The following is a 12,486-nucleotide window of genomic DNA, read 5'->3' as shown; positions in this document are numbered from 1 at the left end:
CGCGGAGGCCCGCCTTAAACGACGGTTAGCGTCACTACGGATCCTTCGGGAACCTCAATGTCCACCGGGTCCTGGTCACGAACCGTCCCAAAGAATCCGCCGAGGACGTTGTTGACCCGAACTTCGAATCCGCGCTTCTCCAATGCCTCGCGGGCGTCGCCGACCTGCTCCCCGATGTAGTTCGGCACCTTGACGAGTTTCGGGCCCTCGGAGATGGTCAGGGTGACAGTCCCTCCCCGTGTCAGTGTTCCGGAGGCCGGCTCCTGTTTGACCACGGAACCCTTCGGAATGTTGCGGTCATTGACGGTCTTCTCCGCCACGACGGCTACCAGTCCGGCTGCCTCGATGGCCCTGAAGGCCGCGGCCTGTTCCTGTCCGCGGACGTCCGGCACCGGTATGGGCTGCGGGCCCTTGGATACGGTGAGGCTCACCGGTGTTCCGTGCCTGACCGGCGTTCCCGCGGCCGGGGACTGGGCGAGGACAGTGCCTGCCGGCGCCTCTTCATCAAACTTTTCCGTGACTTTACCCAAGGCCATCTCAGCTCCGCCGAGGGCTTCCTTGGCGGCGTCAAGGGACTTGCCCGGCAGTTGCGGAAGCGGGAATAGCTGGGGACCCTTCGAAACGAACAGCGAAACCTGCTCGTACTTGCGGATCTCCGTTCCGGCCTCCGGGTCCGAACCCACCACGAGCCCCGCACGGACGTCGTCGTCGAACACGTCCTGGGTGCTGGACTGGAAGCCGGCCGCTTGGAGGAGCCGCTGGGCCTCGGCGACGGTCCTGTTGGCCACAGTCGGCACCGTGCCGGGGGAGCCGGGCCCCATCCCAAAGAACCAGCCGGCACCAGTGGCCAGAAGCGCCGCAATGACCAGGATGACGATCCAGAGTACGCCGCGACGCCGCGCGTTGCCTTCGCGCAGTGTGCGAAGGGGCGTTGCGGCAGCTCTGACGCGTGCTCTTTCGTCGATGCGGTCCTGTTTCCGCTGTTCGCGCTTGCTCAAGGGCCGTTGAGTCTGCCCGCTTTGATCGTGGTCAACCGGAACGGCAGCTCCCGCGTCGTCTTCGTCGAATCCGTACTTCTCGGGCAGTCGCCGGGCCGGGAATATGGTGGTGGGGTTGCTGGTGTGGGAGATGACTTCCGTCGGGCGCTGCACGCCGGGCCATTGCTCCGTGGCCTCATTCACGGAGACCTCGTTCACGTGGGACAGCACCTCTGTGTGGTTCCCTGGGATGGGCGCTCCAGATGGCAGGCGGGCCGGCGCCGGGGGCGCCGCCATGCCGCGCCCGGCAGGGGACGCGGACGGGCTGCCTGCAGGGCCGGCTGCATCCGCCGCGTGGAGTGCTGCCGGAGGTTGCAGGTCGAGCTCCGCGTCGGAGAGGTTGGTGCGGATGTGCCTGAGTTCCGAGAGCAGGGCGTTGCCGTCTACAGGTCGCTTTTCCGGGTCGTTGGCCGTGCACCACTGCACCAGCTCGTCGATTTCTTCGGCCAGCCCCGGGACGAGGCGCGACGGTGGCTCAACTGCCGAATTGACGTGCTGATAGGCAACCTGGATCGGAACCTCGCCGTCAAAGGGCTGTTGGCCGGTCAGCATCTCATAGAGCATGATTCCGGTGGAGTAAATGTCGCTTCGGGCATCTGCCGGTTTGCCAAGTACCAGCTCCGGGGAGAGGTAGGCCACCGTTCCGATGAGCGTGCCGGTACTCGTGGTGGTGGTTACGGCGCGGGCCAGTCCGAAGTCGCCAATTTTGATGCGGCCGTTTTCGGCGATCAGCACGTTTTCCGGCTTGACGTCCCGGTGTATGAGGCCGGCATCGTGGGCGGCGCCGAGGCCCTCAACGACCGGATCTATGAGGGCGAGGGCAAGCCGCGGAGACAGGGCGCCTTTTTCATGAAGTACATCACGGAGAGTGTGCCCCTTGATGTATTCCATGACGAGGTACGCCGTCTGGCCGTCGTGTCCCTGGTCCAGGACGCCCACGACATGGGGGTGCGAGAGTTTTGCGGCTGAGCGGGCTTCGCGCGAGAGACGGTCAAGGAAATTATCGTCGCTGGCGAGGTGCGGATGAAGGACCTTTAACGCTACGTCGCGGTCCAGCCGCTGGTCCGTGGCCAGATAGACCGTGGACATTCCGCCTCTTGCCAGCCTCGAATTCACCCGGTAACGGTTATCTACCAGGGAACCAACGAGACTGTCCGACACCTTTTCCTGCACTCTACGATCCTAATCGCTGCAACGATACGGGTCCGGATCGAAATACGATCCGGACCCGTATCGTTATGCTCAGTGCCCTCTATCACGCGGATGACAGGCCCGGCAGGCTAAGCGAAGTTCTTTCGGTGCGCCTTGATCGCCGCCACGTAGGTCTTCGTGTCGGAGTACATGCCGTACTTGCTGACTGAGTACTGGCCCTGGTAGTAGCCGGCAATGGCGTAGTCGAGGTTCTTGCTGGTGCGGATCAGCTGCCGGATGATGGCAACACCCGCAGTGGCATTGTCATAGGGGTCAAGCAGATTGAGCTTGCGGCCCACGAGGTCGGATGCCCATTCGCCCGAAGAAGGTATGACCTGCATGGTGCCGATGGCGTTGGCAGGGGACACGGCGCGCTGGTTGAAACCCGACTCCTGGTAGGCAAAGGCCAGGGCCAATGCCGGATCCACGCCCATGCGCCGCGCCGTATCCGCCACGATGGACTTCATCTGCGCCAGCGAGGGCACCGGCGACGCGTTGAGCAATGCCTTGTTCTTATTGGCGGAGGCCACCACCGCAGCCGGGTACGTATAGCCGAGGAAGGAGCTGGGCACCAGCGGTGTGACGCTGGAGGCCGGCTGGACGGCTGTGGACTTGCCCGGGATGACCAGTTTGTTACCGGGGTAGATGATGCTGGTCACCTTGAGCCGGTTGGCGGACAGCACATCTGCGAGCCGGACACCATGCCGTGCTGCGATGCCCGACAGGGTGTCGCCGGACTTGATCGTGTAGGAGCGGGACGTTGCCGTGGCCGCAGGGGTCGGAGCAGCAGGCGCTGCGGCGCCGGCGCCGATCCGGATTTTCTGGCCAGGGTAAATGATCGAGGACAGAGAGAGCCGGTTCCAGCTCAAAACTTGGGACAGCTTCACGCCATGCCTGGCAGCGATGCCGCCCAGGGTGTCACCCGACTTCACGGTGTAGGTTTTCGCGCCTGAACTGGCCGGTGCAACAGACGCAGCCGCGTTCTTCGGTGCCGGGGCTGCGGCGCCTTTCAGCTTCAGCTTCTGACCTGGATAGATCACCGAGTTGACCTTCAGGTTGTTCAGCCTAAGAACTGCCGAGGTGCTGAGGCCGTACCGGTGGGCGATGCCGCTGACGGTATCTCCGCGCACAACTCTGTGGCTGCTCGGCGTGACGCGGGCAGGCTGCAGGCCGGACGGAATGGCTGCCGGTACCGACGCGGCAGGAATGACGCCTGCCTTGGCCGCCGCGGCTTGGGCTTCCATGGCTGCGGCCAGCGTTGCCGGAATCGCAGTGGGTCGGGCGTCGGCATCGGCGGGCTGCGCAACCGCCAGGGAGGACAGCATCACGGCAGGAAGGGTCGCCGTCGTCGCCGCGATCATAGGCAGGCTGGGCCTGGGGGGCTGCTTGGGCGAGCTGGTCGTCGTCATGGGAAAGATCCTCTTCTCAGCGGCGAATGCTGTCGGTCAGGCCAGTGTGACTAATGATTCTAATGTTATTTGAGTTATCGCTGTTACAAATGTGATCTATGAGAATCTCTCACGATTTTGCAAATAGCACAAGAATGTGGCCACGCTGAGGAAGTCGGTTTGCTTGGGTGTGTCGCGGTTCGAGGGCATCGGAAATTGCCGGGGAGCCAGGGAACCGACTAGGCGTGCAGGCGTCCGTCATGGCAACCTTGACGCGTGAGTACTGTAGAAAGCCTTGTTGGCGACTGGTTGCCCCTGCCCGACGTAGCCCAGTTGCTGGACGTTTCCATCACCAAAGTCCATGGGTTGTTGGATGAGCGAGCGCTGGCCGCCCTCCGCGTGGGCGAACGCCGCATCCGTTCTGTACCTGCCGCCTTCCTGAAGGACGGACACGTTGTGGAAAGCCTTAAGGGCACCATCGTCGTGCTGTCAGACGCGGGCTATTCAGACGAAGAACTTATCACCTGGCTCTTCACGCCCGACGAGTCCCTCCGTGGCCGGCCTATCGACGCCCTGCGCGACGGCCGCAAGACTGAAATCCGCCGCCGCGCCCAATCCCTGGCCTGGTAAGCGCGTAAGCGCGGTTGGTAAAGCGAGGCCTGGCAAGATAGCCGGCTGAGAATCTTCGGCGCGTTGACGTGTTGAGAGGAAATGCGGGGCGGAACAACCCGCCCCGCATTTCCAGTCGAGGCAGTCAAAAGTGCATCTAAGATGCGCGGCTTACCGTTGCTTCGGCCAGTTTCCTCAATGCCGTCTTGGGCAGGTCGTCCAGCGGGAGCAGCTCCAACGCGCCGTAGGCGGCTGCTCCGAACTCCTCGATAAGGACTTCGGTGGCGTGCAGCGCCCCGCAGTCCGCAATAATCCTGCGGATCTCCGCCACGTCTTCCTCGCCCAGGTCAGGACTGCCCAGCTTCGCGTCGATGAATGCTGACTCCTCGGGCATGGACATATCCAGGGCAAAAGCCACGAGCACTGTCCGCTTGCCTTCGCGGAGATCATCTCCTGCGGGCTTCCCGGTTGTGACAGGATCCCCGAAAACGCCCAGGACGTCGTCGCGAAGCTGAAACGCTTCGCCCAGCGGAAGCGCGAAGGCGGAGTATCCGCGCAGAAGGTCATCCGAGGCACCCCCGAGCGCGCCGCCCAAGGCCAGCGGGTGTTCGGTGGAGTACTTTGCCGATTTGAACCGTATGATTGATTGGGCGCGGCTCACGGCGCCGGCACGGTCCCGCACCGGCCCGGCCACCTCTTCCAGGATGTCCAGGTACTGCCCCGCCATGACCTCGGCACGCATGAGGTTGAAGATCAGCCGTGCCCGGCTCCCTGAAGCCGCCTGCTGGCCGATATCCGTGAATGCTTCCTCACTGAAGGACAGGCAGAGGTCGCCCGCCAGGATGGCGGCTGCATGGCCGAAGCGTTCGCTGTCCAGGGCCCAGCCCTGGCTTTCGTGCAGCTGACTGAACCGGCGGTGCACGCTGGGGCCTCCACGCCGCGTGTCGGACCGGTCGATGATGTCGTCGTGGATGAGCGCGGCGGCCTGGAAGAGTTCGAGCGCCGCGCCGGCGGTGATCACATCATCGGCGTCGGCCGGCCCTCCCGCACCGCGCCAGCCCCAGTAGCACATGAGGGCCCGCAGCCGCTTGCCTCCGGTGACAAGGTTCGAGATCGACCCCATGATGGGATCGATGTCGGGCGAGATCGCCGTCATCACGGAGTGCCTCGAGGCCAGGAAGTCTGTGAGCTTGCCCGCGACGGCGGCTACGAAGGCTGCCTGCTCCACACGGAGCTGTTCGGCCACCGTCACTTGACGGACTCAGGCGCCACGTTGGCCCCGATGGTGAACGTGGACACTCCGGCCGTTTCGGGAACCGCGATGTTCACGGTCTCGTTGCCCGCCCGGACGAAGTCCTTCGAGACCACCGCGCCAACCTTGTTGCCGGGAACGGCTTTGAATCCCTGCGCTTCAAGAGCTTTCGTATAAAACGCGACGACGGCGGCCGGCTTGGCGGCCACGGAACCCACCAATGCGACGGTGGCGGGGGAGGAGGACTTGTCGAAGCTGCTCGCCGCGACTTTGGCACCCGGCATGAGCGGAAGCAGTTTCTGCGGGAACCCTGCGACGACGGCGCCTACCGTCGCCGAGGTGCCGGGAGATGCCGACGGGCTGGGCGGCGCCGTGCTTGCCTGGGCCACGACCGCGGTGGGTGCGGCAGCTTCAGTAGTAGTTGATGCGGGCGCAGGTGCAGTGCAGGCGGACATCACCACCATCACAGTGCCAGCAGCGAGCAGGCCGAGGCATGCAGGCATGTGGGTTCCAATGACCTTCACAGGTGTGTTCCTCCTGGGGTTTGATGCCGGATCCAGCCTCCAGTTTAGTCAGCCCCAGGGCATAGGATTGCAGATGTGGTGCCGGACCAGGACAGAGAGCAATTCGAAGCGCGCCTTCGGGAACTCCGGCGCTGCAGTATTCTGCACGTGGATATGGACGCGTTCTTTGTTTCCGTGGAACTGCGGGGACGCCCGGAATTGCGCGGCAGGCCGGTGATTGTCGGATTTCCGGCCGACCGCTCCGTGGTCCTGTCCGCCTCGTACGAAGCACGCACATTCGGCGTGAAGTCTGCGATGCCAATGGTGGTGGCTCGCCGCCTGTGTCCCCGGGCAATCGTCATCGAGCCACGCCACAGGCTCTACTACGAAGTGTCCGGGCAGCTCATGTCCATCTTCGAATCGATCACTGAATTTGTGGAACCGCTCAGCGTGGACGAGGCATTTCTTGATGTGGGGGGAGCTATCCGCAGGCTGGGCCCGCCACAGGCCATTGGCGAACTTATCAGGCGAAGGGTGGCCAGTGAACTGGGCATCACCGCTTCAGTGGGCATTGCCGCCAGCAAGTTCGTTGCCAAGATCGCCTCCACACGCTGCAAACCCGACGGCCTGCTGCTCATACGGCCCGAGGAGACAGTGCCATATCTGCACAGCCTGCCGGTAAATGCACTGTGGGGCGTCGGCTCCAAGACGGCGGATGTACTGGCGGGAATGGGTATCCGCACGGTCGCTGACGTCGCCGCTACTCCTGTTGCGTCACTCAAGAAGGTCCTGGGTGCCACGGGCGAGCACGTCCACCGCCTCTCGTGGGGCATCGATCCACGGGCAGTTACCCCCGTCAGGCTGGAGAAGAGCATCGGGGCGGAGGAAACGTTTGCCGTGGACACCGCCGATGACGCACTTCTCCACAAAGAGCTGTTGCGCCTGTCCCACCGGACAGCCGCGCGTCTGCGGGCGTCCGGCATGGTGGCGCGGACTGTGGCCTTGAAACTGCGGTACTCCGACTTCTCCACGGTAACCCGGAGCAGGACAGTCCACACTCCCGTTGACAGTGCGCAATTGATCTACGTCACAGCCGTCCAACTGCTGGAGTCCCTGGGGAGCCGGTCCATGTCAGTCAGGCTTGTAGGGGTCCGCGCCGAGCAACTCGATCCTGCCGCGCAGACGTCGCTGCAATTGAGCCTGGACCGGCGGGATGACAACTGGCGGTCGGCAGAGCAGGCACTGGACCGGGTGACGGAGAAATTCGGCCATAAATCGGTCCTTCCGGCCCGGCTGCTGGACGGCGGAACGGGCGCTCCGAGGACGCCGCGGGAGCAGACCTGAGCTGATGGCCGGGCACCGGATTTTTTGCTTGAGCTCTCAGCGTCTTTCGGCGTCGCAGCACACGAAAGCGTCTTTCACAACACCGCCAGACAAACTATCCTTAGAGATACAAAGATTTCGAACGTCTGGACATGTGTGGATCACCTGACCCGCCCGCGTCCGTATGCTTGGACCCCCGGACCTGCCAACGATGGAAGTGCCGGGAACCTGTACAGCATGCCGGTCGTTGACGAGGCAGGAAAAGCTGGTCCTGACCAGTCCGGACGTTGGCCTACTTAAGGAGGTCGTGATGCCGCTCTCGGAGCACGAACAGAAGCTGCTCGAGCAACTCGAGAGGCAACTGCATGAGGACGATCCGAAGTTCGCCAGTTCCATGGGCTCGGATCCTGGCCGCACATGGTCCACCCGACACATTGTGATTGGCGTACTCGCGACGCTCGCGGGAGTCCTCCTCCTGTTGGTGGGGGTTTCCACGCAGCAAATCTTCGTGGGTGTCCTCGGATTCATCGTCATGGGAGCGGGTGTGTACTTCGCCACCATGCGCAGTGCTTCCAGCGGCAAGGCTAAGGCTGGTGGCCGGGGAAAGAAGTCCAAGGGCAAGAGTTCGTTCATGAGCAGCCTTGAAGAGCGCTGGGATGAAAGGCGCCGCGGAGAGTCCTGACTTCCGCCGCCCCACTTCCCACCACTTCCACCTGGCACCACCTCCACTTGCCACCACCTCACGCCTAAACGATGGCCCGCTCCGGCGGGCCATCGGCGTTTAACCGTCCTTTTTCCGGGTGTCAGCTCGAGCGGTCGCCCTTGGGCCCATTTTCCCTCCACTTTCCACCCCCTTTGCCAGGCCGCGGAATTCCAAGGAAATTGATTCTCCAATTGCCTGATTATTCCCCGCGCCGCGTTGACTGTGGTGAGAAGTGGAGTAAAGTGGAGCATGTAAGAGGGTAGTGGCAGCGCGGGGGGTTGTTCGGCTTCTGACGGCAGAGGGGCGGTGGGGACGTGTTCCTGGGGACACACTCGCCGCGGCTGGACGAAAAGGGACGGATTATTCTCCCCGCCAAGTTCCGTGAGGAGCTTGCCGGCGGACTTGTTCTCACGCGAGGCCAGGAGCGCTGCATCTACGTCTTCAGTGAGCAGGAATTCGCGAGGGTTCACGAGCAGATCCGGGAGGCTCCCATCTCCAACAAGCAGGCTCGTGACTACATTCGCGTCTTTCTCTCCGGAGCCTCGGACGAGGTACCTGACAAGCAAGGGCGGGTGACTATCCCTCCTGCCCTTCGGGAGTACGCAGGCCTCGGCAGGGAGCTGGCAGTCATCGGCGCCGGTACCCGCGCTGAGATCTGGGATGCCCAGGCTTGGAATGTGTACCTGGCGGAGAAGGAAACCTCCTTCTCCGAAACTGACAACCCCATCGCCGGGATTCTCTGAGTACCGGCGCGCAGCATCCGAATCTGTTTCTTGAATGAGATCTCCAGCCGCCCATCCAACCGTCCTCCTGGCTCACTTCCCCGGAGCCAGGCGGCCACGGGGATAGGCGCGGATGGGGATCTGACTTAAGAAACAACACCCCGCGGCAAGCAGGAAGGACGTAAGGCATGAACGAACACGACCCAGCCAAACCTACGTCCGAACGCCATGTGCCGGTCCTGAAAGACCGGTGCATCAATTTGTTGGCCCCGGGATTCGAAGCAGCACGCCAGCGCGGAGAAACTCCCGTGGTTGTCGACGCCACTCTGGGGATGGGCGGACACTCGGAAGCGATGTTGCAGCGCTTCCCTGATCTGCATCTTGTGGGCATCGACCGCGATGAAGAGGCACTCGCCCTGGCCGGCGAGAGGCTGAAGCCGTTCTCCGGCCGCACCGACCTCGTCCATGCCGTCTACGACGAGATCGCCGAAGTCCTCGAGGACCTCGGAATTTCTGAGGTCCACGGCGTGCTGATGGATCTCGGTGTCTCCTCGTTGCAGCTCGATGAGCGGGAGCGCGGCTTTGCGTACTCGTTTGACGCGCCTCTGGACATGCGGATGGACACCAGCCGCGGGCAGACTGCGGCCGATGTCGTTAACAACTACAGCGAAGAGGAGCTCGTCAGGATCATCCGGAAGTGGGGCGAGGAGAAGTTCGCCGGCCGCATCGCGAACAGGATCGTCACGGTCCGGGCGGACAAGCCGTTTGCCACCACCGGGGAACTGGTGGAGCAGATCCGGGCAGTTGTCCCTGCCGGCGCCGCCAAGTCGGGAGGCCACCCTGCCAAACGGACGTTCCAAGCGCTGCGGATCGAGGTTAACGAGGAACTCGACGTCCTCGAACGTGCAGTCCCCGCAGCGGTGGAAGCCCTTGCGCTGGGCGGCCGGTTAGTCGTCATGTCCTACCACTCGCTGGAAGACAAGATTGTAAAAAGCGTCTTCCAGGCGCGTTCCAAGTCATCGGCGCCGCTGGGATTCCCCGTGGAGCTCGAAGAACACAAGCCCGAACTCAAGACCCTTACCAAAGGCACCGAGGTGCCTACCGCCGTCGAGATCGCGGAGAATTCGCGCGCAGCATCCGCCCGGCTGCGCGCTGTGGAACGCATCAGAGCCAGGAGAGCCGCATGAGCACCGCAGCTGTCAAGACCTACACCCTCGCGTCAGGCCACAGCGCCGGAGACGTCGACCCCGGGCTGTCTGGAGCCCGCAAGGCGCGGACACCGCTATCAGTGGTCCGGTCCGTTCCCAAGAAACGCCGTGCTCCGTTCGTGGTTCTATGCTTTGGCCTGCTCGCCGTGGCACTGATCGCCGTCCTCGTGCTGAACATCTCTGTCTCCACGGCGCAGTACCAGTTAGTGAGCCTGCGCAGCGAGCAGACGAGGCTGACCAAGCAGAACCAGGATCTGACACAGCAGGTCCAAAACTTCGAAGCTCCGCAGAATCTGGCCGCCAAGGCCTCAGAATTGGGAATGGTAGCTTCCACAGGGAAGGGGCAGATAGATCTGTCCACGCTCACTGTCAGCGGCCAGGCCAAGCCTGCTGTCAAGGGTGACTCTGCCGGCGCGGTAATCGCCGCACCGGCAGTTCCCGGCCAGCTCAACGTCGTTCCGCCGGCTGCTACTGCTGATCCGCTGGAAAGCCGGAAACCGGTTGCGGAAGAGGCTGCGGCAGGGCCGGTGGCTGCAGCGCCGCTGGCTGCGGCGCCTGCCGCCCAGAAGCCGGCAGCGGTCCTCCACGGAGGCACCATCCCGGCTCCGGCGCAAAAGGTGCCGGGGCGGTAACTGGCAGAACGGATGCGGCTGGCAGCCAGCACGGCAAGCAGTAAGGGATGATCGTGGCGCAAGGCAAGGCAAGCAGGCAGAAAGTCCCGAACGCTACCAAGCGGTTGCGCCTGGGACTCAGCATCATGCTGGCATTGCTGCTGGTGGTGGGCGGAAAGCTCTTCCTGGTTCAGGGCCTGGACGTTGGCGGAATGGCCGAAGCTGCTTTGAGCAACCGGCTGCGGCCCACCGTGCTGCCCGCGGAACGGGGCAGCATCGTGGACACCAACGGGACGGTGTTGGCCAACAGCGTGATCCGGTACAACATCACAGTGGACCAGGTGGTCAACACCAAGACGGAGTCCTTCAAGCGGCTTGAGACCGTGAACGGCGAGGACGAACTGGTCACGGTTTCCCGTGACCAGGGGATCTCGGAACTGGCCGCCGTCCTGGGCATGGACGTCGACGACGTCCGGAACGCCGTCACAGGCAAGAAGACCTACTACATCGTGGCCAAGGACCTGAAGCCGGACGTAGAAGACCGGGTGTCCAAACTGCAGATCCCGGGCATCTTCTCCGAAGGAACCAGCAAACGCGTCTACCCAAACGGATCTGTCGCCGGTGGCATCGTCGGATTCCTGGAGAACGGTGACACCGGACAGGCGGGCCTGGAGCAGACTCAGGACGCCATTCTCAGGGGAACACCCGGGAAGCGACTCTTCGAGATCGGCGCCGACGGCCTCCGCATCCCGGTGGGCGTGGACCAGCTGACACCGGCGCAGGACGGCAAGGACGTCAAGCTCACCCTCGACTCCGACCTGCAGTATTTCGCGCAGCAGGCAATTCAAAGCCAGGCGGACAAGCTAAGCGCGGAGTGGGGCACCATCATCGTCTCCGACGTCAAGACTGGCAACATTATTGCCATGGCGGATACTGATGCACCTGATCCCAACGACCCCGGAAAAGTGGCGGCTGAGGACCGCGGCGTCCGGGCAGTCACGGCAGCTTATGAGCCAGGCTCCGTCGAGAAAATGATCACCGCCGCCGCGGTCATCGAAGAGGGCAAGGCCAAGCCACTCGACACCTTCGTCATCCCGCCTTCCTACGTGGTGGACGGCCAGCAGTTCGATGACTCGTTCTCCCACGGAACTGAAAAACGGACCCTTGCCGGCATCCTTGGATGGTCCATGAACACCGGAACGGTCATGGCCGGCCAACGGCTGACCAAGGAACAGCGTTATGACTGGCTGAAGAAATTCGGCATAGGCGAGGCTCCCGAAATCGGCTTGCCTGCAGAGGCCAAGGGCATCCTGACGCCCCCCGATCAGTGGGATGGCCGCCAGCAGTACACGGTGCTCTTCGGCCAGGGCGTATCCCAGTCAACGCTCCAGACCGTGCGGGCATACCAGTCCATTGCCAATGGCGGAATGATGCTCCAGCCGCGCCTCATCGACAGCTACATCAATCCGGACGGAACCGAGGAGAAAGTCCCGGCGAAGCCTGCCCGGAAGGTTGTGTCCCAGGAGACGGCCAAGCAGGTCCGGGACATCCTCGAAAGTGCCGTCACCGAGGGCCAGATCAAGGAAGCGGCCATCGACGGTTACCGCGTCGGTGCCAAGACCGGAACGTCGCAATCGCCGTGTGATGATGGCACGGCAGGTTTCTGCGGCTACACGGCCTCGATGGTGGGAATGGCGCCGATGGACGATCCGCGGTTTATTGTTGAGGTGGTCCTGCAGCGGCCCAAAGGTTCCATTTACGGCATCACCAACGGTCCCGTGTTCCGTTCGGTCATGAGCCAGGCACTGCGAACGTACAACGTTCCGCCGTCCAAGGGGCAACCGGTCAAGCTGCCGCAGTTCGCCAAGTAGTAAACCCGCTTTCAAAGACCGCGGTGCACGTGAAGGCTTCGTTCTGCCGTGCCCGTTGGTCCACTAGT

At 63.1% G+C, this 12,486-nt stretch carries 11 protein-coding genes; 7 read left to right on the top strand and 4 right to left on the bottom strand.

The window, feature by feature from the left end:
• Positions 1–14 precede the first annotated feature (14 nt).
• Complete coding sequence (locus tag ACIP90_RS19745; RefSeq protein WP_400581376.1) at positions 15–2,210, bottom strand: PASTA domain-containing protein; 2,196 nt, start codon at positions 2,208–2,210, stop codon at positions 15–17.
• A 107-nt stretch (positions 2,211–2,317) separates the two neighbouring features.
• On the bottom strand, positions 2,318–3,637 hold the full coding sequence (locus tag ACIP90_RS19740) for a LysM peptidoglycan-binding domain-containing protein (RefSeq protein ID WP_400581374.1): 1,320 nt from the start codon (positions 3,635–3,637) through the stop codon (positions 2,318–2,320).
• 255 nt (positions 3,638–3,892) lie between these two features.
• Here ACIP90_RS19740 and ACIP90_RS19735 point away from each other — a divergent pair, with 255 nt between their 5' ends.
• On the top strand, positions 3,893–4,246 hold the full coding sequence (locus ACIP90_RS19735) for an Rv2175c family DNA-binding protein (RefSeq protein ID WP_400581372.1): 354 nt from the start codon (positions 3,893–3,895) through the stop codon (positions 4,244–4,246).
• Between the two features lie 136 nt (positions 4,247–4,382).
• Here ACIP90_RS19735 and ACIP90_RS19730 read toward each other — a convergent pair whose 3' ends face one another.
• Both ACIP90_RS19730 and ACIP90_RS19725 read right to left on the bottom strand, forming a co-directional pair.
• Positions 4,383–5,477 carry a polyprenyl synthetase family protein gene (locus ACIP90_RS19730; protein ID WP_400581370.1) on the bottom strand — a complete coding sequence of 365 codons (1,095 nt, stop codon included), beginning with the start codon at positions 5,475–5,477 and terminating at the stop codon, positions 4,383–4,385.
• On the bottom strand, positions 5,474–6,001 hold the full coding sequence (locus tag ACIP90_RS19725; RefSeq protein WP_400581368.1) for a hypothetical protein: 528 nt from the start codon (positions 5,999–6,001) through the stop codon (positions 5,474–5,476). The genes ACIP90_RS19730 and ACIP90_RS19725 overlap by 4 nt, the downstream gene beginning before the upstream one ends.
• 75 nt (positions 6,002–6,076) lie before the next feature.
• Here ACIP90_RS19725 and dinB point away from each other — a divergent pair, with 75 nt between their 5' ends.
• From dinB to ACIP90_RS19695, 6 genes are all read left to right on the top strand, one after another.
• Complete coding sequence (dinB, locus tag ACIP90_RS19720; RefSeq protein WP_400581366.1) at positions 6,077–7,324, top strand: DNA polymerase IV; 1,248 nt, start codon at positions 6,077–6,079, stop codon at positions 7,322–7,324.
• Between the two features lie 289 nt (positions 7,325–7,613).
• On the top strand, positions 7,614–7,985 hold the full coding sequence (locus ACIP90_RS19715) for a DUF3040 domain-containing protein (protein WP_400581364.1): 372 nt from the start codon (positions 7,614–7,616) through the stop codon (positions 7,983–7,985).
• Between the two features lie 335 nt (positions 7,986–8,320).
• Entirely contained in the window at positions 8,321–8,749 is a 429-nt protein-coding gene (mraZ, locus tag ACIP90_RS19710; RefSeq protein WP_078028973.1) for a division/cell wall cluster transcriptional repressor MraZ, read from the top strand.
• Between the two features lie 167 nt (positions 8,750–8,916).
• A complete protein-coding gene (gene rsmH, locus ACIP90_RS19705) occupies positions 8,917–9,915 on the top strand; it encodes a 16S rRNA (cytosine(1402)-N(4))-methyltransferase RsmH (RefSeq protein WP_400581362.1) in 999 nt (332 codons plus the stop codon).
• The gene (locus ACIP90_RS19700) at positions 9,912–10,568 is read left to right on the top strand and encodes a hypothetical protein (RefSeq protein ID WP_400581361.1); all 657 of its coding nucleotides are present in this window, start codon (positions 9,912–9,914) and stop codon (positions 10,566–10,568) included. Before rsmH ends, ACIP90_RS19700 begins: the two co-directional genes overlap by 4 nt.
• Before the next feature lie 47 nt (positions 10,569–10,615).
• Positions 10,616–12,418 carry a peptidoglycan D,D-transpeptidase FtsI family protein gene (locus ACIP90_RS19695; RefSeq protein ID WP_400581360.1) on the top strand — a complete coding sequence of 601 codons (1,803 nt, stop codon included), beginning with the start codon at positions 10,616–10,618 and terminating at the stop codon, positions 12,416–12,418.
• Positions 12,419–12,486: the final 68 nt, after the last annotated feature.

Source organism: Arthrobacter sp. NPDC093139 (genome assembly GCF_044754165.1).
Taxonomy (GTDB): domain Bacteria; phylum Actinomycetota; class Actinomycetes; order Actinomycetales; family Micrococcaceae; genus Arthrobacter.
The sequence above is the reverse complement of the archived record's forward strand: the minus strand, read 5'-3'. Positions and strand labels throughout refer to the sequence as shown.